This window comes from Streptomyces sp. ASQP_92 (assembly GCF_025399895.1).
In the GTDB taxonomy this organism is placed as follows: domain Bacteria; phylum Actinomycetota; class Actinomycetes; order Streptomycetales; family Streptomycetaceae; genus Streptomyces.
This window is the reverse complement of record NZ_JAODUA010000001.1, coordinates 366,969-392,401: the sequence shown is the minus strand read 5'-3', so window position 1 is coordinate 392,401 and position 25,433 is coordinate 366,969. Positions and strand designations below refer to the sequence as shown.

Sequence of the window (25,433 nt, the reverse complement as noted above, 5' to 3'; positions counted from 1 at the left end):
CCTTCGCCCACCCACCCGCCCGTGCGGCGGGGTTGGTTGGTTCCGGCCCTCCTGGGGCTCCGCCCCAGACCCCGTTCGCGCCTGAAGGGCGCTCGTCCTCAAACTCCCCCAAGGCCTTAAGGGCCAGGGGGGACCCCCACGACGGGCTGAAGATGCCCATGCGGGCCCGCACCGGTCCTGCCAGGGGCGCGGGGAACTGCGCGACCAGCCACAAACACCCCGCACCGAACCACAAGGCCGGGGCGAAGCCCCGCACATAGGGACGCGAGGAACTCCGCGAGAAGCAACCACGACCCGCAGGCTCAAGGGGGTTCAAGGGGCGCGAGGAACTGCGCGAGAAGCAACCACCACCCGCAGCATGAAGCGGGTTCAAGGGGCGCGAGGAACTGCGCGAGAAGCGACCGCCGCCCGCAGGATGAAGCGGGTTCAGGGGCGCGGGGAACTGCGCAGAAGGACACCTCGGCGGGCCCGCACCCACCGCCGCGCGCCAGCCGGACCGCTAGCCGGGCCGCCCAGCCGCAACCTCGCGAAGCGCACCCAGCACCCGCCCCACCGCGGGCCCCTCCTCCGCGCCCCGCCGAACCGCCGCCACCACATGCCGCCGGGGCTGATCCGCGCTGAGTATCCGTGTGGTCACCCCCGCCCGGCGGTCGGCCGCCGCCATCCGGGGTACCAGGGCCACCCCCATCCCCGCCTCCACCATGGCCAGGATCGCGGTCCAGCCGGCCGCGCTGTGGGCCTGTTCGGGGACGAAGCCGGCCGCCTCGCAGGCCGCCGTGGTGATCTCCGACCAGGGCCCGCTGCCGCCGAAGATCCACGGCTCGTGGGCCAGGTCGGCGAGGCGCAGGCCCGGCTCGGCGGCGAGCGGGTGCCCGGCGGGCAGGGCCACGTCGAGGGGGTCGGCGAGCAGCGGAAGGAGCGCGAACTTGGGGTCCCGGGCGCTCGGCGCGTGGGCCGCGAGGGACAGGGCGAGGTCCACGGACCCGGCCGAGAGCAGCTCGAACGCCTCGGCCGCCTCGGCCTCCCGCACCCGTACCTGAAGCGCCGGATGGCTGTGGCGCAGGGCCCGTACGGCCGGCACGACCAGGGCGGGCACGGCGGTGGAGAACGCGCCGATCCGCACCTCGCCCGCCTCCCCCTGCAAGTACCCCGCCAACTCCGCGTCCGCGCGCTCCAGTTGGGCGAAGACGACCTCGGCGTGGCGCAGCACCAGGTGTGCGGCGTCGGTGAGGCGGACGCGTCGGCCGTGCGCTTCGAGCAGGGTCACACCGAGCTGCTTGGCGAGGTTGGAGAGCTGCTGGGAGACCGCCGAGGGCGTCATCAGGAGCACCTCGGCGGTCGCGGTCACGGTGCCCCGCTCGCGCAGGGTCCGCAGGATGTGCAGCTTCTTGATGTCCCACTCGCTCATGGGACGCAACATACCGGCGCCTTCGCGGGGTGGCTCACCTGCGGGATCCGAGCACGACCCCGCCGAGGATCAGCGCCATGCACAGGAGCTGGGCCGGGCCCGTCGTCTCGCCGAGCAGCGGATAGGAGAACAGGGCCACACAGACCGGCTGGAGGTAGTAGACGACTCCGGCGCGGGCGGCACCGATCAGGGCGATTGCCTTGTTCCAGGCGAAGAAGGCGACGGCGGAGGAGAGCACCCCCACGTAGAGGAGCGGGCCGACGGTGCCGGGCGTCGCCGCGAAGCCGCCCTGGGCCGCCAGGCTGACACCGTACGCCGGAGCCAGCATGAGCGCGCCAAGCACAAAGGTGGTGAACAGGAAGGCGAGCGGTCCGAGTTCGGCCGGCCGGCGCCGCAGCAGCACGCTGTACGAGGCGAAGCTGAGGGCCGCCGCGACCATCCACAGGTCGCCGGGCGCGAGGTCGAGACCGAGCGATCCCTTGCCGACCAGGAGCAGTACGCCCGTCACGGCGACGAGCAGGCCGACGGTGCGCCGGGCGCCGAGCCGGCCTCCGGTGAGACGCTCGTGGACGGCCATCAGGACCGGCGAGGCGGCCATGATCATGCCCATGTTGCCCGCCGAGGTGGAGGTTCCGGCCTGGTTGACGAGTGTGTTGTACACGGCGATGCCGAGCAGCGAGGCGAGCGCCAGATAGCCCAAGTGGCTCCAGATCAGGGCCCGTTGACGCCATACCTCGCGCAGCGCGAAGGGGGCGACGGCGGCGATGGCGATCAGCCAGCGCCAGAAGGCGGCCTGGACGGGCGGCACCGAGTCGTGCAGGGCCCGGGAGGCGACGAAGCTCCCGGACCAGACGACCGTCGCGACGGCGGCGAAGACGAGCCCGAGCCCGGATGCCCCGCCCGCCCTGTCGGCCGCGGTGGCGCGCGGTGTGCTGCGGACTCGGACTCGGTCCAGGACGGTCACGATGACTCCGTTTCGGTGCGACGGGAGGGGGGTGTGCCCCTACCGTCGCACCGACCGAATCATCACGTCCATCGAATGTTTACGGTTTTTATCTTCAGCACAACTGAACAGTCGTGGGACAGTCCGGGCTTACGGGAGCTTGGCGAGCCCGGCGGGCTCCTGCGGGCCGTCCGGAATCTCCGGCGCCTCCGGGGCCGCCGGCGCCACCGCCGGGGCAGGCGAGGAGGAGTCCGAGGGGGACGCGGCCTTCAGGGGCTTCGGCGCGGCCTGCCCGGCGAGCGTGGCGCCGAAGGCGATCGCCATTCCGAGGAGCTGTACGGGAGCGAGGGCCTGGCCGAGCGCCGCCCAGCCGATCACCGCGGCCGTGAGCGGCGAGAGCGGGCCGAGGAAGGTGACCGAGGTCGCGGTCATCCGGCCGATGCCGCGGAACCAGAGCCAGTACGCGACGGCCGTGTTCACCAGGGCGAGGTATACGTACCCGGCGATGTTGCGTCCGTCGAGCGCGGGCGGCGCACCCTCCACGAAGAAGGCGATCGGCGCGATGAGGAGCCCGCCCGCGGTGAGCTGCCAGCCGGTCATGACCAGCGGACCGGTCCCCTCGGGGCGCCCCCAGCGCTTGGTGAACACGGTTCCGGCGGACATCGAGGCCGAGGAGCCGAGCGCGGCGACGACGCCGATCGTGTCGAACGCGCCGGCCGCCTTGAGGACCACGAGGCTGACGCCGAGCGCGGCGGCGATGCCGGTGAGCAGGGTCCGCAGGGTCGGCTTCTCCCCCAGGAACAGCGCGGCGAGCCCCGCCACCCACAGCGGTCCCACCGACCCGATCACCGCGGCCATGCCACCGGGCAGCCGGTAGGCGGAGAGGAACAGGAGCGGGAAGAACGCCCCGATGTTGAGCGCGCCCAGCACCACGGCCTTCCACCACCAGTCCCCGCGCGGGAGCCGTCCGGTGAGCGCGAGCAGTGCGAGCCCCGCGGGCAGCGCCCGCATCATGCCGGTGAACAACGGCCGGTCGGCGGGGAGGAATTGGGTGGTGACGAAGTAGGTGGAGCCCCAGGACATGGGCGCGAGGGCGGTGAGGGCGACGGTGACGAGGCGGTTGTTGTTCATGGCGTGGGTTCCTGTCCGGGAGGGGTGTGGCGAGGGGGATTCAGCCGGCGGCGACAGCGACCCGCACCCCCCTCCCGGCGGGAACGACCCGCACCGCACCGCCCGGCAGCACCCGCTCGAGACGCACCACGATCGCCGCCGCCACCACCGAGGTGACGACCAGCAGCGCCCACGGCAGCCGCCCGTCGACCGCCATCAAAGCGGTGAAGAGCGAGGGGGCGAGGGCCGCGGACAGCGACCAGGAGAGCTGGTACGCGGCGAGGTAGCGCCCGCGCAGCGCCTCGGGTGCGGCGGCGACGGACAGCGCCCCCGCCGACGGGCTGTGGACGAGTTCGCCCAGGGTATAGAGAGCGACGATGAGCAGCAGCGCCCCGGCGAGCACGAGTCCCGAGCCGGGCCGGAACGTACCGAGCACGATCTGCGCGGCGAACGCGGCGGCGAAGAGGAGCGAGCCGAGCGCCGTGGAGCGGGTGCGGCGGGCGCCGCGGGAGCGGACGCGGGCGGCGACCACGACCCCGCCGGCCGCGCACATCACGGTGTTGAGCGTGAACGCGGTGCCGGTGAGGGCCTGGGGTCCGCGCAGCCAGGTGGTGATGTACAGCGGGAAGAGCACCGAAAGGGCCGCGTACCCAAGGGAGTTGAGGAAGTTGGCGGCGGTGAGCCCGAGGAAGGGCCGGTCGGCGAAGACCTGGCGGTAGCCCGCGGACGGGAGGACCTCGTCGGCGACGGGCGCCCGCCGCTCGGCCTTCACGCCCCGCATCAGGAGGGCGGCGAGCGCGAAGCTGGCCGCGTTGAGCCAGGCCGCCGCGGTGAACCCGGCGTTCCCGCCGAACCCGACGATGAGGGAGGCGAGCAGCGAGCCCGCACCGAGGCCGCCGTTGCGCAGGGCGCGCGAGGAGGCCTGGAGCCGGTCCCCGTCGGCGCCCTGGGCGACCTCGCCGATGAGGGACTGCTGCACGGCGGGGAAGGCCCGGTCACCGAAGGCGGTGGCGAGCGCGACGACGGTGAAGACGGGCAGGGAGTGGGCGAAGGGGTAGAGGAGGAAGCCCGCGCCGCGCACCCCGTACAGCAGGAGCTGCACGCGCTGGGCTCCGTACCGGTCGACTGCGGCCCCCGCGACCGGCAGCGCGCCCAGCCCGAGGAGCCCGACGACGGTGAGGACCAGGCCCACGGTGGCGAACGAGAGCCCGGTGACGTGGTGGAAGAAGACCAGGCTGAACGGTACGTACATCCCCGAACCGGTCGCGTCGACCGCCATGGCGACGAGCATGCGGCGTTCTCCGGGTATGCGCGGGGTGCGGGTGCGGTTGCGGAACGTACGCATGGGGACTCCGGGGGCGAGGCGGTGGTGCGCGGGCGAGCCTTTCGCTTGACGGAAAGTAGCTTACCCCTAAGCTACTTTCCGTCAAGCAACTTTCTTGCGCCCGACCGACCACGCTCGGATACTGGAACCCATGAATCCGCCGAAGAGCACTCCCGTGCCCCCGACGCCCCGGTCGGCCGACGTCTCCTCGGACGCCGTGGACGCGATCACCGCCCAGTGGGCCGCGGTCCGCCCGGACCTCGACACGGTGCCGATGGCGGTGTACGGACGGATCTACCGCATCGCCCGCGCCATGGGCGACCGGATGGAGAAGGAGTACGCGCGGTTCGGCATCGGGCGCGGCGAGTTCGACGTCATCGCGACGCTGCGGCGCTCGGGCGAGCCGTACACGCTGTCACCCCGGCAGCTCTCGGCGACCCTGATGCTCACGACGGGTGGCATGACGGGGCGCCTCGACAAGCTGGAGCGGGCGGGCCTGCTGGCCCGCAGCCCCGATCCGACGGACCGTCGGGGGCTTCGGGTGACGCTGACGGAGCGGGGGTTGCGGCTGGTGGACGAGTCCGCGACGGCGGGGCTGGCGGTGCAGGCGGAGGTGCTGGGTGCGGCGCTGACGGAGCCGGAGTCTGCCCAACTGTCCACCCTGCTGAGGAAGTTGCTGGCGGCGCACTGATTCACCCCCGCGGGCTGTGCCCCCTTTTGCGCAGTTCCCCGCGCCCCTGAACTCCCTCGCCCCTGCGGCCCAAATCCCTATGCGCAGTTCCCCGCACCCCCAAAACCCCGGCCGACCGCGGACCGAGCCCGCGTCTCGCGCAGTTCCCCGCGCCCCTAACCTGCTCGATCCTGCGGACCGTGGTCGCTCCTCGCGCAGTTCCCCGCGCCCCTGAAAGCCCTTCGGTCTGCGGGCCGTGCGTGGCTGGTCGCGCAGTTCCCCGCGCCCCTTAGCGGTACTGATGCTGGCCCGCACCGGGCATTTCAGCCCGTCCGGCGATTGAGGACGAGCGCCCTTAAGGCGCGAACGGGGTCTGGGGCGGAGCCCCAGGGGGCCCGGAACCGGCAACCCCGCCGCACGGGCGGGTGGGTGGGAAAACACCCCGGGGTCTGGGGCGGAGCCCCAGGGTAACGGGGCGCGCCCGGGCCACCCCCTCGCGGGGGCGGAACGGGTGAGGGGCGGGGGCGGCTACGCCTTCGTCGCGGGCTTCCGGGACTTGTCCAGGACCATGACCAGACCGGCAATGATCGCGAACAGGGCGATCGGCGCGACCACGAACAGACCGATCGTGTCGATCACGCTCAGACCGGCCCCCGGATCGTCACCGTCATCGCGCGTGAGCGCAAGCGCCGGGGACGACATGAGCAGCATCATCAGCGTCGTACCGGCTGCTACGGCGCCGGCGCGCAGGGCGTTCTTCTTGTCCACGGTGCAAACGTAGCGAACGCCCGCGCGGCCCGCGCGCCCGGGGGTGCCGTACGGGCCGCACCCCCACCGGCGCACCCCTCAGAACTCCCCCCCACCCCCCCGGAACACCCGCATCAGGGCGTGCAGCCGGGGCGAGGCCACGATCGCCTCCAGGGTGAGCGGCTGCGCGTCGGGGCCGGCCACCGGCAGACGCCAGTTGGGGTACTGGTCCCAGGTGCCCGGCAGGTTCTGCGGCCTGCGGTCGCCCACCGCGTCGGGCAGCCACACCCCGACCATCCGCGCCGGGGTGCGCAGCAGGAAGCGGTAGACGGCCTGGATCTCGGCCTCCTCGTCGCCGGGGCCGTCCGGGAGCAGGCCGAGGCGTTCGAGGTGGACCAGCCATTCGGCCACCTCCGCGCGGGCCGCGCCCTGCTCCTGGACGAGCGGGCCGGCGAGCAGGCCGAGGCGGTGGCGGAGCTGGACGTGTTCGCCGGTGAGGCGGGCCGCGGTGGAGGGCAGGTCGTGGGTGGTGGCGGTGGCCACACAGCCGGACCGCCAGGACGCGGGGTCCAGCGGGCGCCCGCCGCCGGCCCAGTCGCGTTCGAACCAGAGGACCGAGGTGCCGAGCACCCCCCGCTCGGCGAGGGCCTCGCGTACGCCGGGTTCGACCGTGCCGAGGTCCTCCCCTATGACGACGGCGCCCGCCCGGTGCGCCTCCAGGGCGAGGACGGCGAGCATCGCCTCGGCGTCGTAGTGGACGTACGTGCCGTCGGTGGGCGGATGCCCCTCGGGCACCCACCACAGCCGGAACAGGCCCATCACGTGGTCGATGCGCAGGGCACCCGCGTGGCGCAGCAGGCCTTGGAGCAGTCCCCGGTAGGGGGCGTAACCGCGGGCCGCGAGCACGTCGGGGCGCCAGGGCGGCAGGCCCCAGTCCTGGCCGTGCGGGTTGAAGGCGTCGGGGGGCGCGCCGACGGACATGCCGGGCGCGAAGGCGTCCTGCTGTGCCCAGGCGTCGGCGCCCTCGGGGTGGACTCCGACCGCGAGGTCGTGGACGACGCCGACCGGCATGCCGGCCTCGCGGGCCGCGCGCTGGGCCTCGGCGAGCTGGGTGTCGGTCAGCCAGGCGAGCCAGGAGTGGAAGGTGACGCGGTCGATGAGTTCGCGCCGGGCGCGGGCGGTCGCGGCGGACCGGGGGTCGCGCAGCCCCTCGGGCCAGCGCCGCCAGTGCGGCCCGTACCGCTCGACGAGCGCGCACCAGGTGGCGTGGTCCTCCAGGGCCTGGCCCTGCTCGGCGAGGAAGTCGCAGTACGCGGCCCGGCGGCCCGGCGCGAGCGGCACCCGGTGGATCAGGTCGAGGGCCTCGCGCTTGACCTCCCACACCGCGTCGCGGTCGATCAACTCGCCCTTGGACAGCACGCGTTGGCGCAGCGCGGCGGCGCGTTCGGTCAGCTCGTCGAGTGCGGCGCGCTCGGTGACATGGGCGTACTCGGGGATGTTCTCGACGCGCAGATGGACGGGGTCCGGGAACCGGCGCGAGGAGGGCCGGTAGGGCGACGGGTCGGTCGGCGCTCCGGGTACGGCCGCGTGCAGCGGGTTGACCTGCACGAACCCGGAGCCGAGCGTACGGCCGGACCACGCGGCGAGTTCCGCGAGGTCGCCGAGGTCGCCCATGCCCCAGGAGCGGGTGGACAGCAGGGAGTAGAGCTGGACGAGGAAGCCGTGGGTGCGGCCCGGGGGCTGCGGCACGGCCGGGGGCGCGACGATCAGCGTCGCGGTCGCCGTGCGGCCGTCCCGGTGGCGTACGTCCAACTGGTGCACGCCGAGCGGGAGTTGATCGACCGGTGTCCCGATGACCGTCAGCTCGTCGCCGAGCCCCGGCACCGGTCCGTCGCCCCGGCGCACCAGCGTCGGGGGCAGCAGCCGGTTCGCCTCGGCGGCCTCGGCGTCGGCCAGGGCCCGTTGCAGCGCGGCGGGGGTCGAGGCGTCGACGCCGAGCGCGGCGAGGACGGCGACGACCGTGGCGTCGGGCACGTTCACGGTGAGGCCCGGCGACGGGGAGTACGACGTGGCCACGCCGTGCCGGGCGGCGAGCCGGGCCAGGGTCATGGCCTCAGAACCCCGCGGCAGCGGCCACCGGGGTCGGCTCGCTGGTCAGCGGGGCGGTCTCGCCCATGGGGGGTTCACTGATGAGGGGCTCGGCGTCGGCCATCGGGGGCTCGCTGGTCAGCGGTTGCTCGGGTGCGGTGGCGACCACGGGGGCCTCCAGGTTCGATGGGGGGCAGGAACAGGGATGCCCTACCCAGCGAACAGCCCGCCAGACGTAACGCCGCACACAAGCTCGTACCCAGTCCATCGCACCAGGCATACCAGACACATCGGCCCCTCGCACCGACGCCTTCGGCGGATGGGTGACGGGCCCGTCACCCACCGCGTCCCCGCGCCCGGGGACGACGAGGCCCGGATCGCGTCAGGCGGAGATGCCGTCGATCCGGGCCAGGGCGTCGTCCGCGCCGAAGGGCTGGAGGTAGGGCAGCCAGCGTGGATCTCGGTGCCCGGTGCCGATGATCCGCCAGGCCAGGCCGGTGGGCGGGGCGGGCTGGTGGCGCAGGCGCCAGCCCAGTTCCATGAGGTGGCGGTCGGCCTTGACGTGGTTGCAGCGCCGGCAGGCGGCGACCACGTTCTCCCAGGCGTGCTGGCCGCCTCGGCTGCGCGGGATGACGTGGTCGACGCTGGTTGCGACGCCACCGCAGTACATGCAGCGGCCGCCGTCCCGGGCGAACAGGGCGCGGCGGGTCAGTGGAACGGGCCCCCGGTAGGGGACCCGCACGAATCTTTTGAGCCGCACAACGCTGGGCGCGGCGACGGCACGGGTCGCGCTGTGCAGGAAGGCGCCGGACTCCTCCAGGCTCACGGCCTTGTTTTCGAGGACGAGGACGAGCGCGCGGCGGAGCGGTACGACGCCGAGGGGCTCGTACGACGCGTTGAGGACCAGGACGTGCGGCACGGGTGCCTCCTATTACGCCGGCGGCGCGTGGCTCGCGCCGGGACGATCTGCTCTCCAGTCTCTCCTCATGGCTGGTCGAAGCGCCACCACGTCCGGGTAACGGGCTCGGAGTGTTTTCGACCACACCGCCTTCTTTCCCCGGCGTGGCGCCGCTCTCCCTCGAACACGTCAACGGAGCACCCGGCTTGCCCCGTTAGTGTGGAGGGTCTGCCCTCGCCTTCGCCGGCACCGCAACGCTGGAGGTTCCTGCCGTGAACTGGTCCGCCGTCCTGGCCGACGGATCGCCGCCGCCCACACCCGCGACCCTTCAGGACGCCCAGAAGTCGGCCACCGAGGCGGCGGGCTGGGTGGAGCAGAACTGGTCGACGTGGCTGTACGTCGGATTCCGCATCCTTCTGATCATCGTCATCGCCTCGGTCCTGCGGGTCCTGGTCCGCCGGGCCCTGACGAAGCTGATCGACCGCATGAACCGCAGCGCCCAGGCCGTCGAGGGCACCGCGCTCGGCGGGCTCCTGGTGAACGCGGAGCGGCGCCGCCAGCGCTCGGAGGCCATCGGCTCGGTGCTGCGTTCGGTGGCGTCCTTCCTCATCATGGGCACGGCCGCCCTGATGGTGCTCGGCGTCCTCAACATCGACCTCGCGCCGCTGCTCGCCTCGGCGGGTGTGGCGGGTGTGGCGATCGGTTTCGGCGCCCGCAACCTGGTCACGGACTTCCTGTCCGGCGTGTTCATGATCCTTGAGGACCAGTACGGCGTGGGCGACTCGATCGACGCGGGGGTGGCCTCCGGCGAGGTGATCGAGGTCGGCCTGCGGGTGACGAAGCTGCGCGGCGCGGACGGCGAGATCTGGTACGTCCGCAACGGCGAGATCAAGCGCATCGGGAACCTGTCGCAGGGCTGGGCGACGGCGGGAGTCGACGTCCGGGTCCGCGCGAGCGAGGACCTGGAGCGGCTGCGTACGGTGATCAACGAGGCCACGGAGTCCCTGGCGAAGGACGAGCCGTGGAACGAGCGCCTGTGGGGGCCGGTGGAGATCCTCGGCCTCGACGAGGTGCTGCTCGACTCGATGGTGGTCCGGGTCTCGGCGAAGACCATGCCGGGCAAGGCGCTCAGCGTGGAGCGGGAGCTGCGCTGGCGGATCAAGCGCGCCCTGGACGCGGCGGGCATCCGCATCGTCGGCGGCCCCCCGCTGGCGGAGGAGCCCCCGATGACGGACCCGTCCTCCGCCGTCGCCGCCCCCTCGGCGCTGGCCAACCCCACCTCCCCGCAGTCCCTGGCCACGACGCCGATCCCGAACCCGGCCCCGAACAGCGCGAGTTCGAACCTGTCGAAGTAGCCGTAGCCGCCGCGCCACACAAAGGGCGCCCCTCCCGGAACTCTCCGGCAGGGGCGCCACTGCACTCCCCGTGCCATTCGGGGTGGACCGAACCCGGCATCCGGATAACGCTTTGATAGCCGCCCCCCTCCCCCATTGACGCGCCGATGACGCGCGCCCTACGTTCCTCTCAACGAATAGGAAACTTTCCTAACAGTGATGTGGGAAAGTGGCGAAGGGGGAGGTGGATCCGTCGTGGCCGGTACTACCCCGGGAACTCCGCGCGTACTCCGCGCCATGAACGACCGTGCCGCGCTCGATCTGCTTCTGGAGCACGGCCCGCTCTCACGCACCCGCATCGGCAAGCTCACCGGGCTCTCCAAGCCGACCGCCTCCCAGCTGCTCGCCCGTCTGGAGGCCGCCGGCCTGGTCGTCGCCACCGGCACGACCGAGGGCCGCCCGGGCCCCAACGCCCAGTTGTACGCGGTCAACGCGAGCGCGGCGCATGTGGCGGGTCTCGATGTGACGCCTCAGCGGATCCGCGCCGCCGTCGCCGATGTGACGGGCAACGTGGTCGGGGAGTTCGAGGTGGCCACCCCCGGGCGCCGCACCGAGTCCGTGGTGCGCCAGGTCACCGAGGCGCTGGACGGGGCGGTGAAGGCGGCCGGCCTCGCGCGGGCCGGCATCCACCGAGCCGTCATCGGCACCCCGGGCGCCTTCGACCCCGGCACCGGCCGGCTGCGCTACGCCTCCCACCTGCCGGGCTGGCACTCCCCCACCCTGCTCGACGAACTGGCCGCGGCGCTGCCGATGCCGGTCGAGTACGAGAACGACGTCAACCTCGCCGCCATCGCCGAGCAGCGTCTGGGCGCGGCCCGCGGGCACGAGGACTTCGTGCTGCTGTGGAACGAGGGCGGGCTCGGCGCCGCCCTCGTCCTCGGCGGCCGGCTGCACCGCGGCTTCACCGGGGGCGCGGGCGAGGTCGGCTTCCTGCCGGTGCCGGGCGCTCCCCTGGTACGCCATGTCACCAAGGCGAACTCGGGCGGCTTCCAGGAGCTGGCCGGCGGCCAGGCGCTGCCGCGTCTGGCCCGCGAACTCGGCGTCGACGACATCCCCACCGGCGCCACCAACGAGGTCGCCGCCGCCCTCATCACGCGCGGCGCCGAGGCCGGCCAGGGCCCCGAACACGCACTCCTCCAGGCCTTCGCCACCGGACTCGCGACCGGTCTCGCCTCGCTGGTCGCCGTGCTCGACCCGGAGCTCGTCGTGCTCTGTGGCGGGCTGATCTCCGCCGGGGGCGAGCCGCTGCGCGCGCTGGTCCAGAGCGAGCTGGGCGAGCTGGCCGCCTCCCGCCCCCGGCTCGTCATCGGCGAGGTGACCCGACTCCCCGTGCTGCGGGGGGCGTTGGAGGCCGCCCTCGCCACCACCCGCGACGAGGTCTTCGACACCACCCGCTGAACACCACCCGCTGAACCGCCCCGCCCCACCATCCCCTCCGCCCCCTCCCCGGGAGACACCGCCATGCCCGCATTCCGCCGGAAGTCGGCCGTCGCACTGGCCGCGACCGCCTCGATAGCCCTGTTCGCCTCCGCCTGCACGGGCCAGAGCAACACCAGCACGAAGGACGACGCGTCCAAGGAGACGACGATCACCTTCTGGCACGGGTGGAACGCCCCCAACGAGGTCAAGGCCATCCAGGCCAATGTGGACGCCTTCCAGAAGGCGCACCCCAACATCCACGTCAAGGTCGTCGGCGACATCAACGACGACAAGATCAACCAGGCGCTGCGCGCGGGTGGTTCCACGGCCCCGGACGTGGTGTCGTCGTTCACCACGAACAACGTCGGCAAGTTCTGCTCGTCCAACGCCTTCGTCGACCTCGCCCCCTTCCTGGCGAAGGACGGCATCGACCCGGCGAAGACGTTCCCGAAGACGATGAACGAGTACACCCAGTTCCAGGGCAAGCGCTGCGCGCTGCCGCTCCTCGGCGACTCCTACGCGCTCTACTACAACAAGGACGCCTTCAAGGCGGCCGGGATCACCGAGCCGCCCACCACCTGGTCGCAGTTCGCGGCGGACGCCAAGGCGCTGACCAAGGCCAAGGGCGACTCCTACGAGCAGCTCGGCTTCATGCCCGACTACCACGGCTACGAGACGACGACCGAGCACTACCTGGCGCAGTGGTCGCCGACGTACTTCGACACCGACGGCAAGTCGAACATCGCCAAGGACCCCGCTTTCGAGAAGGGTCTCGCCTTCCAGAAGCAGCTCGTCGACGACCTCGGCGGCTTCACCAAGCTGGAGAAGTACCGCTCCACCTTCGGCGCGGAGTTCGGCGACCAGAACCCGTTCAACACCGGCCGCGTCGCCATGGCGATGGACGGCGAGTGGCGGCTGGGCATGGCGATGGACAGCAAGCCGAAGTTCGAGATCGGGGTGGCCCCGCTGCCCGTGCCGGACGACATGCGGGCCACCCACGGCAAGGGCTATCTGACCGGCACCATCGCGGGAATCGCCGCGACCTCCAAGAAGCAGAACGCGGCCTGGGAACTGGTCAAGTTCATGACCACCAACACGGACGCGGTGGTCGACTTCGCCAACGCCATCCACAACGTGCCCTCCACCCTGGACGCCCTCAAGTCGCCGAAGCTCCAGCTCGACCCGCGCTTCAAGACGTTCCTGGACATCGCGCAGAACCCGAACTCCACCACCACACCGGCCTCCGTCAACGGCGGGCAGTACATCACCTCGCTCCAGAACCTCGGCTACGAAGTGGAGAGCGGCAAGCAGAGCGACATCAAGGCGGGGCTCGCCAAGACCGCCCAGGAGATCGACGCCGCGATCGCGCAGGCGAAGTAGGACTGCCATGAGCACGACGCACACACTGCGCGCCAAGCACCGCCGCTCGGCCCTGCGCACACTGGCGTTCCTGTCGCCCTGGCTGATCGGGTTCTGTGTCTTCTTCGCCTACCCGCTGATCTCCACGGTCTACTTCTCCTTCACCCACTACGACGGCTTCGGCGCGGCCACCTTCGACGGCCTCCAGAACTGGGGCTATGTCTTCAAGGACTACCCGCTGTTCTGGCCCGCGCTGCGCAACACCCTGTGGCTGGTGATCGTGATGGTCGCCTGCCGGGTGGTGTTCGGGCTCGGCGTGGGCCTGCTCATCACCAAGATCAAAACGGGTGTCGGCGTCTTCCGCACCCTGTTCTACCTGCCCTACCTCGCCCCGCCGGTCGCGGCCACGCTCGGCTTCGTCTTCCTGCTCAACCCCGGTACCGGGCCGGTCAATTCGCTCCTGGGCGACGTGGGCATCCCGGCCCCGGACTGGTTCACCGACCCCTCCTGGTCCAAGCCCGCGCTCACCCTGCTCGCGGTGTGGGGCGTCGGCGACCTCATGGTGATCTTCATGGCCGCGCTCCTGGACGTACCCAAGGAGCAGTACGAGGCCGCCGAGCTGGACGGGGCGTCCGCCTGGCAGAAGTTCCGCTTCGTCACCCTGCCGAACATCTCGCCGATCGTGATGTTCGCCGTGGTCACCGGCGTCATCCAGGCGATGCAGAGCTACACCCAGCCCCTGGTGGCGGGCAAGGTCGCCTCCGGGGTGCTGGCCAACTCGGGCCAGCCGTTCGAGCCCGGCTACCCCGACAAGTCGACGCTGACCCTGCCCCAGCTCGTCTACAACCTGGGCTTCCAGCGCTTCGACTACGGCTCCGCCTGTGTGGTCGCGCTGGTCCTGTTCGCCCTCTCCATGGCCTTCACGGCGCTGCTCATGAAGCGCCGCGGCGGACTGATCCAGGCAGGTGAGTGACATGACGTATGTGATGGAGACACCCAGGGCCCAGGCGGACACGCCGGCGGCCAAGGTGGCCCGGCGCAAGGCACTGCTCCAGTGGATCGCGGTGCACTCGCTCGGCGTCGCGGCCGCGCTGTTCTTCGTGCTGCCCTTCGTCTTCCTGCTGCTCACCTCCCTGATGGACGACCGGCAGACGCTGACCCGGGACCTGATCCCGCACGACTGGGCCTGGTCCAACTACCGCAGGGTCTTCGACACCCCGGGCTTTTTGAGCTGGTGGAAGAACTCCCTGCTCTACGCCGGGCTCGGCACCGTGCTCAGCGTGGTGTCCTCGGTGCCGGTGGCGTACGCGCTCGCCAAGTTCCGCTTCCGGGGCCGCAATCTGTCGCTGATGCTGGTCATCTCGATGATGATGCTGCCGCCGCAGGTGATCATCATTCCGATGTATCTGTTCTGGGCCAAGCAGCTGGACCTGTCCGGCACGCTGTGGCCGCTGATCATCCCGCTGGCGTTCGGCGACGCGTTCACCATCTTCCTGCTGCGCCAGTTCCTGATGACCATCCCCAACGAGTACCTGGACGCCGCCAAGGTCGACGGGTGCGGGGAGCTGCGGACGCTGGTCAAGGTGGTACTGCCGATGGCGCGCCCCGGCATCGCCGCCGTCGCGCTGTTCCAGTTCTTCTACGCCTGGAACGACTACTTCGGGCCGCAGATCTACGCGTCCGACACGCCGGCGTCCTGGACCCTGAGCTACGGCCTGGAGTCCTTCAAGGGCGCGCACCATACCGACTGGAACCTGACCATGGCCGCGACCGTACTGGTCATGGCCCCCGTGATCCTCGTCTTCTTCTTCGCACAGAAGGCTTTCGTCGAGGGCGTCACGCTGACCGGAGTGAAGGGCTGATCGCATTGAAGCTCGCAGTAGTGGGGGGCGGGTCCACCTACACCCCCGAACTCATCGACGGCTTCGCCCGGTTGCGGGACACGCTGCCCATCAGTGAGCTCGTCCTGGTCGACCCGGCCGCCGACCGCCTCGAACTGGTCGGCGGGCTCGCCCGGCGGATCTTCGCCAAGCAGGGCCACCCGGGGAAGATCGTCACCACCTCCGACCTGGACGCGGGCGTCGAGGGCGCGGACGCCGTGCTGCTCCAGCTGCGCGTCGGCGGCCAGGCCGCCCGGCAGCAGGACGAGACGTGGCCGCTGGAGTGCGGCTGCGTGGGCCAGGAGACCACCGGCGCGGGCGGCCTCGCCAAGGCGCTGCGCACCGTGCCGGTCGTCCTCGACATCGCCGAGCGGGTGCGCCGGACCAACCCCGACGCCTGGATCATCGACTTCACCAACCCGGTGGGCATCGTGACCCGGGCCCTGCTCCAGGCCGGGCACAAGGCGGTCGGTCTGTGCAACGTGGCCATCGGCCTCCAGCGCAAGTTCGCCGCGCTGCTCCAGGTGACGCCCGCCGAGGTCCACCTGGACCACGTCGGCCTCAACCACCTCACCTGGGAGCTCGGGGTGCGCCTGGGCGGCCCGGCGGGCGACAACGTCCTGCCGAAGCTGCTCGCCGAGCACGGCGACACCATCGCCGACGAACTGCGCCTGCCCCGCCAGGTGCTCGACCGGCTCGGCGTGGTCCCCTCGTACTACCTGCGCTACTACTACGCCCACGACGAGGTGGTGCGCGAACTCGGCACCAAGCCGTCGCGGGCCGCCGAAGTGGCCGCCATGGAGCGGGAGTTGCTCACCATGTACGGCGACCCGGCGCTGGACGAGAAGCCCGCGCTGCTCGCCAAACGCGGCGGCGCCTTCTACTCGGAGGCGGCCGTCGACCTCGCGGCCGCCCTGCTCGGCGGGGCGGGCTCCGGCAGTCCCGTCCAGGTCGTGAACACCTACAACAACGGAACGCTGCCCTTCCTCGCGGACGACGCCGTCATCGAGGTCCCGGCCCGCGTCGACGCCACGGGAGCGGTCCCGCTCGCGGTGCCCGCGCTGGACCCGCTGTACGCCGGGCTGATCGCGCACGTCACCGCCTATGAGGACCTCGCCCTCGAAGCCGCCCTGCGCGGCGGGCGCGACCGGGTGTTCCGGGCGCTGCTCGCGCACCCGCTGGTCGGGCAGTACGACTACGCCGACGGGCTCACCGACCGGCTGATCGCGCACAACCGGGAGCACCTCGCGTGGGCATGAGTGTGCTGGCGATCGACGCCGGCAACAGCAAGACCGATGTGGCACTGATCGGTGCGGACGGCACGGTGCTCGGCACCGCGCGGGGCGGCGGCTTCCGGCCGCCGGCGGTGGGCGTCGAGGTGGCCATGCACATGCTGGCCACCACGGTGGAGGAGGCCTACCTCGCCTCCCGCAGCACCGAGCCGCTGCGGGTCGAGCATGTCTCGGCCTGTCTGGCCAACGCCGATCTGCCCGTCGAGGAGCGGGAGCTGGCCGCCGCCCTCCAGACGCGCGGCTGGGGGGACTCGGTGCGGGTCCACAACGACACCTTCGCGATCCTGCGCGCCGGGCTGCCCAGCGGCGCCCGGCCGAGCGGTGTCGCGGTGGTGTGCGGCGCGGGCATCAACTGCGTCGGCATGACCCCGGACGGGCGCACCGCCCGCTTCCCGGCGATCGGGAAGATCTCCGGGGACTGGGGCGGGGGCGGCGGGCTCGCCGAGGAGGCCCTGTTCTTCGCGGCGCGCGCCGAGGACGGCCGCGGCGAGCCGACCGCGCTCGCCGCCGCGCTGCCCGCCCACTTCGGGCTCACCTCGATGTACGAGCTGATCGAGGCGCTGCATCTGGAGAAGATCCCGCTCGCGCGCCGGCACGAGCTGAGCCCGGTCCTCTTCGAGGTCGCGGCGGCCGGGGACGCGGTGGCGCGCTCCCTCGTCGACCGGCAGGCCGAGGAGATCGTGGCGCTGGCGACGGTCGCCCTGGGCCGGCTCGGCCTGCTGGAGGTGGCGACGCCGGTGCTGCTCGGTGGCAGTGTGCTCGCCGCCCGCCACCCGCAACTGGACGACCGCGTACGGGAGTTGCTGGCGGCCCGGGCGCCCAAGGCGGAGCCGCTGGTGGTGACCACCTCCCCCGTGCTCGGCGCGGCGCTGCTCGGTCTCGACCACCTGTCGGCCCCCGCCGAGGCGTACGCGCGCCTGCGCCGGCAGTACGCCTGAGCTCCCCCGGCGACCGCCCCCGCCCGCGGGGAACCGAATGGATCCCCACCGCGTATACATGGTGGGGACGTGGGGCAGGGGCACGGGGCGCGCGACGGCAGGTAACAAGATCCAGACAACCCTGGATGGTTGTCGGTCCCTGCGGCCATACTGCCTACGCAGCGACCGAGGGGGAGGTCAGGTGGCGAATCCGCCGAACGTGCGCGAACCGGGGGTGCGGGAGCCCGCGGCCCGGCCCGCGGCGCAGCCGCGACCCGGCACGCCGCGCCCCGGCCCGCAGCGGGGCCTGGCCGAGGTCCGCGACCGGGTGCGCGCGGCCGCGACGACCGAGCCGGGCCGGCTCTGGCTGATCGGTGCGGTCGTGGCGGTGCTGGTGGTGGCCTTCGGCGCCGTCACCGCCTGGGAGGTATCCGACCGCTCGGCCGCGGCGGGCGACGTGGTGAGCCGCAGCCAGCCGCTGAGCGCGGACGCGGCCTCCATCTACCGCTCGCTCGCCGACGCCGACACGGCCGCGGCGAGCGGGTTCCTGGCCGGCGGCCAGGAACCGCTGGACGTGCGCAAGCGCTACGACACGGACATCGCGACCGCCTCCCGCCTCCTGGTGAAGGCGGCCGCGAACACCACGGGCTCGGCCGAGTCGGCCCAGCAGATAGCCACTCTCAACGAGCAACTCCCGCTCTACAACGGCCTGGTCGAGCAGGCGCGCGCCAACAACCGGCAGGGCTTCCCGGTCGGCGGCGCCTATCTGCGCTTCGCCAACCAGAAGATGAGCACCAGCCTGCTGCCCGCGGCCCAGAAGCTGTACGAGGCCGAGACGGGGCGCCTCTACGACGACTACGACCAGGCGGACACCTGGCCGTACGCCTCGACGGTGCTCGGCCTGGTGGCGCTCGGCGGCCTGGTATGGGTCCAGCGCCGCAACTACCTGCGCACCAACCGGGTGTTCAACCACGGTCTGCTCGCCGCGACGGCGGCCTCCACGGTGGTGCTGCTGTGGCTGGTGGTGGGCCACGCGGTGGCGACCTCCGACCTGTCCACCTCGCGCGCGCACGGCCAGGAGTCCCTGAAGGTCCTCAACGACGCCCGGATCAGCTCGCTCCAGGCCCGTGCCAACGAGAACCTGACCCTGGTGGCCCGCGGCGCGGTCCTCACCCGCGAGGGCAAGGACCTGTACGAGGCGGAGTTCGGCAAGGAGATGGCGTCCCTGTCCGGCAGACTGGCCGCCGCCAGGAGCCTCGCCGACGACGACGCGGGCAAGACCCCGGTGGCCAAGGCGGTCGGCGACATGGAGGAGTGGCAAAAACGCCACACGTCGGCCCGCAGGACGGACGACAGCGGTGACTACGACGGCGCGCTGACCCAGGTCCTCGGCGCCAAGGGCTCCACCGGCGAGTGCTTCGACCAGGTGGACAAGGAGCTCGACTCGGCGATCGCCCACGAGCAGCGCCAGTTCACCACGGCCGCCTCCGACGGCCACGGCGCCCTGACGGGGCTGCCGCTGGGCGCGGCCCTGCTCGCGGTGCTCGCGGCGGCCGCCGCCGGCGTCGGCATCAGCCGCAGGCTCGCGGAGTACAGGTGAGCGCCATGGACAGCGGCAAGGGACGTGCAAGCAGCGGCGGATGGGCGAGAGGGGTCGCGATGAGCGGCGCGAAGAGCTCGGCGGACCCGGCACGCCCGGCCGGGTCCGGCACCGACACACCCGGCCGGGCCCGGCCCGTTCCGCGCCGCACGGGCGGGCGGCTGCGCGGCTGGGGCGGGGTGGCCGGCATGGCGCTCGCGCTCGCCCTCGCGGCCGGGGCGCTGGTCCCGCTGACCCGGCACGGCGGCGAGGCGGCCGCGGCGGGCCTCGCGGGCCCGGGCACCGCGGGGGCGGTGCGGGCCAAGGCGGACGACTGCAAGGACCCGGAGGCGAGCCTGCCCGCGGCGAACGCGGACGGCCCCGCCATCGACGCCATCAAGCAGCGCGGCAAGCTGATCGCGGGCGTCGACCAGAACAGCTTCCGCTGGGGTTACCGCAATCCCGCGACCCGCACCCTGGAAGGCTTCGACATCGACCTGGTGAAGGCGATCGCGAAGAACATCCTGGGGGACGAGAACGCGGTGATCTACCGGGCCATCCCCACCAGCCAGCGCATCCCCGCCCTCCAGAACGGCACGGTCGACGTCGTGGTGCGCACGATGACCGTCAACTGCTCCCGCATCAAGCAGGCGTCGTTCTCCACCGCCTACTTCGAGGCGGGCCAGCAGGTGCTGGCGCCCAAGGCGTCCGCCATCACCGGCTTCGACGACTCCCTCAAGGGCAAGCGGGTCTGCGTGGCGGCGGGCTCCACCGCCTTCGACGCGCTCAAGGCCGACGCGCACGGAGCCGACTACCAGGACTTCACGGTCCCCAACCAACTGGACTGCCTGGTGCGCCTCCAGCAGAACCTGGTGGACGCGGTCGTCACCGACAACGCGCTGGCCGCCGGCCAGGCCGCCCAGGACCCCGCGGTGCAGCTCAAGGGCAGCCCGTTCACCACCGAGTACTACGGTGCGGCCGTCAAGCTCGGCAACACCGATCTGGTCCGGCGGATCAACCAGGTCCTGGTGGACTACCGGGGCGGCGGCGCGGGCAGCCCGTGGATGACGGCGTACCGCAAGTGGCTCGCCGCCGACCTGCCCGGCATATCCGGGCCGCCCGCCCCCAAGTACCGGACAGGATGAGCCAGTTGACGGCACAGGCGTACCACAGAGCGGAGAGGTGATCGATGGGCGCGGGATCCTCCCCCAGCTCCACCGGGGGACCCCCGGGGCCGGTCATGGACCGGGACGAGGTGGACCGTGCCCTGGCGCGCCTCGACGCGGAGCACGAGGCCGTCGAGACCTCGCTGCTCGCCCTCCAGGACCACGCCGGACGCCGGCTCCTGGAAGGCGCGGCCCTCACGGGCGTCACCAAGGAGCGCTGGGCGGCCACCGAGCAGTCGATCACCCTGCTGTGGGCGTACTTCGACGCGTACACGGCGGCCCTGGAGGCGGCGCGTGAGCTGCGCGAACGGCGGCGCTGGCCCAGCCGGGAGGATCTGGCCGAGCTGACCGAGCGGCTGCGCGGCGAGTCCGTGACGCTCTCGGGCGCCGCCCTGCACGGCGCTCCGACACTGGCCGGGGGGCCCGCGAAGCTCACCGAACGCTTCACGCTCGGCGAGCTGGTCGACCGGATGAACGAGCTGTACGCGCGCTCGCTCGACCTGGTCGTGGCCGCCGACACGGTGTGGTCCGCGCTGCCCGCCCGGATAGACCTCCTCGCCGCCGAGCTGCACCGCACCCGGGGCCTCGCCCACTCGGTGGGGGTGCGGCCGGGGGAACATCCCTCGGGCGACGACCTGGAGTCGATCACGGCCGAACTGGCCGGGCTGCGCGCCCAGGTGATCGCCGATCCGCTCGCGTTCTGGGTGCCCGCGCCGGGCAGCTCGGCGCCCGGCGGCGGCCGGCCCGACACCGACCGCTACGACCGCGCGGCGCGCGCCCTTGAGGACGTACGGCGCGAGATCGACGCGGTCCTGACGGTCCGTCAGGATGCCGAGCAGCGCCTGATCAAGCTGCGCGACGTGCTGTCGCGGGCGGACCGCACCCTGGCCGAGGCCCGCTCGGCGCGCGGCGAGGTGCTCGCGAAGATCGCCGCCAGCGAGGTGCCCGCCGTGAGCGGCCCCTCCATCGCGCTCCAGGAACAGCTCGCCACCGCCGCCGAATACCGCAGGCACTCCCAGTGGCACCGGCTCTCGCCGCTCCTGGAGTCCCTGGAACAGGAGGCCGAGAACGAACTCCTGCGCGCCCGCGAGTCGTTGACGGCGGTCACCGCGCCGCTCGCGGTCCGCGCGGAGCTGCGCGGCCGGCTCGACGCGTACAAGGCGAAGGTCGCCCGGCACGGCATGGCCGAGGACCCGTTCCTGATCGAGCGCTACGACGCGGCCCGCCGGATGCTGTGGTCGGCGCCCTGCGATCTGCGCGTCGCCGAAGAGGCGGTGCTGCGCTACCAGCGGGCGGCCGCGGACGTCCTGGTCCCGAGAGAATCCGGACCCGTTGACCAGAGGGGGGATTCGTGAGCGAGAACACCCGGTGCCAGCGCCCCGGTTGCGCGGGTTCGTACGAGGACATGGGCGGCGGCGAGCTGTACTGCGACCTGTGCGGGCTCGCCCCGGTCGTGTCGCCGACGGGCATGGTGTCGTCGCCGCCGACCGGCATCACCGGCGGCGGCCACCGCTCCGCCTCGCAGTCCTCGCGCTCCTCGGCGCGCAGTTCCCGCTCCTCGCGGTCCTCGACCTCGCGGCGCTCGGTCTCCGGGCGCCTGTCCTCGCTGTCCGGCGCCTCCACCTCGCGTTCGGTGTCGGTGCGCAGCTCGGGCTCGGCGGCGAACACCTCGGCGCGCAGCAGGCTGGGCGCGGGCCTGGTGTCGGTGCCGGGGGTGCCGCGCCCCGACCCGCGCTCGGCGGTGATGGAACACCCCGAGGTCCCCGAGCGCAAACGGTTCTGTTCGCGTTCGGACTGCGGGGCGCAGGTGGGCCGTTCGCGCGGGGACCGGCCCGGGCGCACGGAGGGCTTCTGCACCAAGTGCGGCCATCCGTACTCGTTCGTGCCGAAGCTGCGCGCGGGCGACATCGTGCACGGCCAGTACGAGGTGGTGGGCTGTCTGGCGCACGGCGGCCTCGGCTGGGTGTACCTCGCCGTGGACCGCGCGGTCTCCGACCGCTGGGTGGTCCTCAAGGGCCTGCTCGACACCGGCGACCAGGACGCGATGGCGGCGGCGATCTCCGAGCGGCGCTTCCTCGCCGAGATCGAGCACTCCAACATCGTGCGGATCTACAACTTCGTGGAGCACCTCGACCAGCGGACCGGCTCGCTCGACGGCTACATCGTCATGGAGTACGTGGGCGGCAAGTCGCTGAAGGAGATAGCCAACGAGCGGCGCACCACCATCGGCAAGCGTGACCCGCTGCCCGTGGAGCAGGCCTGCGCCTACGGCATCGAGGCCCTGGAGGCACTCGGCCATCTGCACAGCCGCAACCTGCTGTACTGCGACTTCAAGGTCGACAACGCGATCCAGACCGAGGACCAGCTCAAGCTGATCGACATGGGCGCGGTGCGCCGCATGGACGACGACGAGTCCGCGATCTACGGCACGGTCGGCTACCAGGCGCCCGAGGTCGCCGAGGCCGGCCCCTCGGTCGCCTCCGACCTGTACACGGTGGCCCGCACCCTGGCCGTGCTGACCTTCGACTTCCAGGGCTACACCAACGTCTACGCGGACAGCCTGCCCGACCCGGACACCATCGACGTGTTCCGCACCTACGAGTCGTTCTACCGGCTCCTGGTGCGGGCCACCGACCCGGACCCGGCGCGCCGGTTCGCCTCGGCGCAGGAGATGGCCGAGCAGTTGACGGGTGTGCTGCGCGAGGTCGTGGCGCTCCAGACGGGCCGCCCCCGGCCCGCCCTCTCGACGCTGTTCGGCAGCGAACTGCGCGTCACCGACACCAAGTTGTTCGCCGAGCACCAGGGGGACGTCTCGCGGCTCGGATCGCGGGCGGCGCCGGTGGGCAGACGCGCCCGCAAGGCGCTCGCCACGGGACGGGCCCCGGCGGTGGCCCTGTCCCCGGACCCGGCGCGGGCCGCCGTCCCGGCGGGCGCGCCGCCGGTGCCCGCCCTCGCGCCCCCCACCCCGGGCATGCCCCACCCCGCCACACAGGGCGCCATCCCGGTGCCGCGCAGTGAAGGCACCCCCGGCTCCGGGCAGGGCATGCCCCTGCTCGCTCCTCTCGACCCGCGCACCACCGCGCTCGCGCTGCCGGTGCCGCACGTGGACCCGAGCGACCCCAACGCGGGGTTCCTCGCGGGCCTGATGGCCGCGGCCCCCGCCGAGCTGATCACCGCGCTGCGCTCCGCGCCGGCCCACTCCATCGAGCTCCGGCTGCGCGAGCTGCGGGCCCGGCTCGACATGGACGAGCGGGTCTCGGCGGGCAAGGCACTCGACGCCCTGGAGGCGGACCACCCGGACGACTGGCGGGTGGTCTGGTACCGGGGGCTCGCCTCGCTGACCGCCGGCGACAACGAGAACGCGGCGCTGTCCTTCGACGCGATCTACGACGCGTTTCCCGGTGAGCCCGCGCCCAAGCTGGCGCTGGGGGTGTGCGCGGAGGTGCTCGGCCAGCTCGACAACGCCGCCGAGTACTACCGCCTGGTGTGGACGACCGACCTCAGTTACGTCAGCGCCGCCTTCGGCCTGGCCCGGGTGCAGCTCGCCGCCGGGGACCGCACCGGCGCCGTACGGACGCTGGAATCCGTGCCGGAGTCCTCCATCCACTACACGGCGGCGCGCGTCGCGGCGGTCCGGGCGCGGCTGCGCAGCAGGTCCCCGCAGGACCCGCTGTACGAGGATCTCCTGGCGGCCGCGGCCCAGGTCGAGGCGCTCGACGCGTTCGGTCTCGACGCGGTACGCCGTGAACAGCTGGCCACCGAGGTCCTGGGCACCGCCCTGGACTGGGTACTGTCGGGGAGCACCGGCGCCGGGCAGGGAAGGACCGTACTGCTCGGCAGCGAAGTCGACGAGCGGGGCCTGCGCTTCGGTCTGGAACGTTCGTACCGGGTGCTCGCCCGGCTCGCACAGCGTGGCGAGGAAAGGATCGACCTGGTGGAACGGGCCAACCGATTCCGCCCCCGGACCTGGGTGTGACGATGTCGCAGACGCATCAGCTCGCCGCCTGCCCCGGCTGCGAAGAGCCGCTGGAGACGGGCGACCTGTTCTGCGGGGCCTGCGGGTACGACCTGTCGGCCGTGCCCGAGCCGCCGCTGGACCATCCCACCATCGAGATGGCGTCGCCCCTCGGTGGCGGCGGCGAGCCCCAACTCGCGCCCTCCGTAAGGACGGACGAGCCGGCCCCGGCCGCCGCCGGCGGCGCGGCCGAGGAGTACCCGCTGCCCGCGCCCGACCCGCGCGCCGCCGAGCCCGACCCGGACACCCATGTGGCCCGGCCCCCCGCGCCGGGCGCCAAGGTGTGCGTGGCCTGCCGGGCCGGGCGGGTCGACGACGACGGGTACTGCGAGAACTGCGGGCACGCCCAGCCGCGCGAGCGCGACCACATGGAGCAGGAGCTCGACTCGGTGTGCGCGGTGAGCGACCGCGGGCTGCGCCACCACCGCAACGAGGACTCCTTCGCGCTGTCCTCGACGGCGCTGCCGGACGGTTCGCCCGCCGTGGTGGCGATCGTGTGCGACGGGGTGTCGTCGGCGACCCGTCCCGACGAGGCGTCCGCGGCGGCGGCCGCCGCCGCCAACGAGTCGCTGCTCTCGGCGCTGCCCCAGGGCACCCACCCCCAGCAGGCCATGCACGACGCGATCCTGGCCGCCGCCGAGTCCGTCAACTCCCTTGCGCAGGAGCCCGGTCAGGCCCTCGGACACGATGCGCACCGCCATCAGAACGCGCCGGCCTGCACGCTGGTCGGGGCGGTCTCGGCGAGCGGTCTGCTCGTGGTGGGCTGGGTCGGCGACAGCCGCGCCTACTGGGTGCCCGACGACCGTACGGCGGCCCCGGCCCGGCTCACCGAGGACGACTCGTGGGCCGCGCAGATGGTGGCGGCCCGCCTGATGAGCGAGGCCGACGCCTACGCCGACGAGCGGGCCCACGCCATCACGGGGTGGCTGGGCGCGGACGCCTATGAACTGGACCCGCACACCGCCTCGTTCAAGCCGGACCGCCCCGGTGTGGTGGTGGTCTGCACGGACGGGCTGTGGAACTACGCGGAGGCCGCCGAGGAGATGGCCCGTGTCCTTCCGCCGGACGCCGCGGCGCGGCCGTTGCACAGTGCGCAGGTGCTCGTCGGGCACGCCCTGGACGGCGGCGGCCACGACAACGTAACAGTGGCCGTGCTGCCGTTCGCGGTGGAGCGGCAAGGGGCAGGATCCGCCTACAACTAGGCCACCGTCCCTATTGCGCCAC

21 protein-coding genes are annotated in these 25,433 nt (G+C 72.6%); 13 read left to right on the top strand and 8 right to left on the bottom strand.

Translation table 11 applies throughout. The annotated features are described in order from the left end of the window. Positions 1-499 precede the first annotated feature (499 nt). From N4G70_RS01750 to N4G70_RS01735, 4 genes are all read right to left on the bottom strand, one after another. Entirely contained in the window at positions 500-1,408 is a 909-nt protein-coding gene (locus tag N4G70_RS01750; RefSeq protein ID WP_261710558.1) for a LysR substrate-binding domain-containing protein, read from the bottom strand. Positions 1,409-1,442: 34 nt separating this feature from the next. Further along, entirely contained in the window at positions 1,443-2,372 is a 930-nt protein-coding gene (locus N4G70_RS01745; RefSeq protein ID WP_261710557.1) for a DMT family transporter, read from the bottom strand. A 129-nt stretch (positions 2,373-2,501) separates the two neighbouring features. Then, on the bottom strand, positions 2,502-3,482 hold the full coding sequence (locus N4G70_RS01740) for an EamA family transporter (RefSeq protein ID WP_261710556.1): 981 nt from the start codon (positions 3,480-3,482) through the stop codon (positions 2,502-2,504). A gap of 40 nt (positions 3,483-3,522) precedes the next feature. Next, a complete protein-coding gene (locus N4G70_RS01735; protein ID WP_261710555.1) occupies positions 3,523-4,806 on the bottom strand; it encodes an MFS transporter in 1,284 nt (427 codons plus the stop codon). Positions 4,807-4,936: 130 nt separating this feature from the next. Between N4G70_RS01735 and N4G70_RS01730 the strand changes: the two genes are divergently transcribed. Next, positions 4,937-5,476, top strand: coding sequence for a MarR family winged helix-turn-helix transcriptional regulator (locus N4G70_RS01730; protein ID WP_261710554.1), 540 nt, complete (start codon positions 4,937-4,939; stop codon positions 5,474-5,476). Between the two features lie 507 nt (positions 5,477-5,983). On the opposite strand, the gene N4G70_RS01725 is transcribed toward N4G70_RS01730, so the two are convergent. From N4G70_RS01725 to N4G70_RS01710, 4 genes are all read right to left on the bottom strand, one after another. After that, the gene (locus N4G70_RS01725) at positions 5,984-6,223 is read right to left on the bottom strand and encodes a hypothetical protein (RefSeq protein ID WP_261710553.1); all 240 of its coding nucleotides are present in this window, start codon (positions 6,221-6,223) and stop codon (positions 5,984-5,986) included. 78 nt (positions 6,224-6,301) lie between these two features. Further along, entirely contained in the window at positions 6,302-8,311 is a 2,010-nt protein-coding gene (malQ, locus tag N4G70_RS01720; protein ID WP_261710552.1) for a 4-alpha-glucanotransferase, read from the bottom strand. Between the two features lie 4 nt (positions 8,312-8,315). After that, a complete protein-coding gene (locus N4G70_RS01715; protein ID WP_162952284.1) occupies positions 8,316-8,459 on the bottom strand; it encodes a hypothetical protein in 144 nt (47 codons plus the stop codon). 213 nt (positions 8,460-8,672) lie between these two features. After that, complete coding sequence (locus tag N4G70_RS01710; protein ID WP_120723363.1) at positions 8,673-9,209, bottom strand: HNH endonuclease; 537 nt, start codon at positions 9,207-9,209, stop codon at positions 8,673-8,675. A 251-nt stretch (positions 9,210-9,460) separates the two neighbouring features. On the opposite strand from N4G70_RS01710, the gene N4G70_RS01705 reads away from it, so the two are divergent. The 12 genes from N4G70_RS01705 to N4G70_RS01650 all read left to right on the top strand — a co-directional run bounded on the left by N4G70_RS01705 (position 9,461) and on the right by N4G70_RS01650 (position 25,411). Further along, entirely contained in the window at positions 9,461-10,543 is a 1,083-nt protein-coding gene (locus N4G70_RS01705; RefSeq protein ID WP_261710551.1) for a mechanosensitive ion channel family protein, read from the top strand. A 234-nt stretch (positions 10,544-10,777) separates the two neighbouring features. Then, positions 10,778-11,980, top strand: coding sequence for an ROK family transcriptional regulator (locus tag N4G70_RS01700; RefSeq protein ID WP_261710550.1), 1,203 nt, complete (start codon positions 10,778-10,780; stop codon positions 11,978-11,980). Between the two features lie 63 nt (positions 11,981-12,043). Beyond that, positions 12,044-13,381, top strand: a complete 1,338-nt coding sequence (locus N4G70_RS01695; RefSeq protein WP_261710549.1) for an ABC transporter substrate-binding protein — start codon at positions 12,044-12,046, stop codon at positions 13,379-13,381. Positions 13,382-13,388: 7 nt separating this feature from the next. Next, on the top strand, positions 13,389-14,333 hold the full coding sequence (locus tag N4G70_RS01690; RefSeq protein ID WP_261710548.1) for a carbohydrate ABC transporter permease: 945 nt from the start codon (positions 13,389-13,391) through the stop codon (positions 14,331-14,333). 1 nt (position 14,334) lies between these two features. After that, on the top strand, positions 14,335-15,222 hold the full coding sequence (locus N4G70_RS01685; RefSeq protein ID WP_261710547.1) for a carbohydrate ABC transporter permease: 888 nt from the start codon (positions 14,335-14,337) through the stop codon (positions 15,220-15,222). A 5-nt stretch (positions 15,223-15,227) separates the two neighbouring features. Beyond that, complete coding sequence (locus N4G70_RS01680; RefSeq protein WP_261710546.1) at positions 15,228-16,499, top strand: 6-phospho-beta-glucosidase; 1,272 nt, start codon at positions 15,228-15,230, stop codon at positions 16,497-16,499. Next, a complete protein-coding gene (locus tag N4G70_RS01675; RefSeq protein ID WP_261710545.1) occupies positions 16,496-17,470 on the top strand; it encodes an N-acetylglucosamine kinase in 975 nt (324 codons plus the stop codon). Before N4G70_RS01680 ends, N4G70_RS01675 begins: the two co-directional genes overlap by 4 nt. Positions 17,471-17,651: 181 nt before the next feature. After that, entirely contained in the window at positions 17,652-19,049 is a 1,398-nt protein-coding gene (locus N4G70_RS01670; protein WP_399033735.1) for a hypothetical protein, read from the top strand. A gap of 59 nt (positions 19,050-19,108) precedes the next feature. Beyond that, positions 19,109-20,173: a glutamate ABC transporter substrate-binding protein gene (locus N4G70_RS01665; RefSeq protein WP_399033733.1), complete on the top strand. Its 1,065-nt coding sequence runs from the start codon at positions 19,109-19,111 to the stop codon at positions 20,171-20,173. 95 nt (positions 20,174-20,268) lie between these two features. Further along, entirely contained in the window at positions 20,269-21,549 is a 1,281-nt protein-coding gene (locus tag N4G70_RS01660; RefSeq protein WP_261710544.1) for a hypothetical protein, read from the top strand. A gap of 50 nt (positions 21,550-21,599) precedes the next feature. Further along, positions 21,600-24,170, top strand: a complete 2,571-nt coding sequence (locus N4G70_RS01655; protein ID WP_261711333.1) for a serine/threonine-protein kinase — start codon at positions 21,600-21,602, stop codon at positions 24,168-24,170. Further along, positions 24,167-25,411: a PP2C family protein-serine/threonine phosphatase gene (locus N4G70_RS01650; protein ID WP_399033730.1), complete on the top strand. Its 1,245-nt coding sequence runs from the start codon at positions 24,167-24,169 to the stop codon at positions 25,409-25,411. The genes N4G70_RS01655 and N4G70_RS01650 overlap by 4 nt, the downstream gene beginning before the upstream one ends. Positions 25,412-25,433 lie beyond the last annotated feature (22 nt).

Coding starts and splice junctions, on each gene's coding strand:
- N4G70_RS01750 (WP_261710558.1), bottom strand. CDS start 1,408: ATGAGCGAGTGGGACATCAAGAAGCTGCACATCCTGCGGACCCTGCGC.
- N4G70_RS01740 (WP_261710556.1), bottom strand. CDS start 3,482: ATGAACAACAACCGCCTCGTCACCGTCGCCCTCACCGCCCTCGCGCCC.
- N4G70_RS01735 (WP_261710555.1), bottom strand. CDS start 4,806: ATGCGTACGTTCCGCAACCGCACCCGCACCCCGCGCATACCCGGAGAA.
- N4G70_RS01730 (WP_261710554.1), top strand. CDS start 4,937: ATGAATCCGCCGAAGAGCACTCCCGTGCCCCCGACGCCCCGGTCGGCC.
- malQ (WP_261710552.1), bottom strand. CDS start 8,311: ATGACCCTGGCCCGGCTCGCCGCCCGGCACGGCGTGGCCACGTCGTAC.
- N4G70_RS01695 (WP_261710549.1), top strand. CDS start 12,044: ATGCCCGCATTCCGCCGGAAGTCGGCCGTCGCACTGGCCGCGACCGCC.
- N4G70_RS01690 (WP_261710548.1), top strand. CDS start 13,389: ATGAGCACGACGCACACACTGCGCGCCAAGCACCGCCGCTCGGCCCTG.
- N4G70_RS01685 (WP_261710547.1), top strand. CDS start 14,335: ATGACGTATGTGATGGAGACACCCAGGGCCCAGGCGGACACGCCGGCG.
- N4G70_RS01675 (WP_261710545.1), top strand. CDS start 16,496: ATGAGTGTGCTGGCGATCGACGCCGGCAACAGCAAGACCGATGTGGCA.
- N4G70_RS01665 (WP_399033733.1), top strand. CDS start 19,109: ATGAGCGGCGCGAAGAGCTCGGCGGACCCGGCACGCCCGGCCGGGTCC.
- N4G70_RS01660 (WP_261710544.1), top strand. CDS start 20,269: ATGGACCGGGACGAGGTGGACCGTGCCCTGGCGCGCCTCGACGCGGAG.
- N4G70_RS01655 (WP_261711333.1), top strand. CDS start 21,600: ATGGGCGGCGGCGAGCTGTACTGCGACCTGTGCGGGCTCGCCCCGGTC.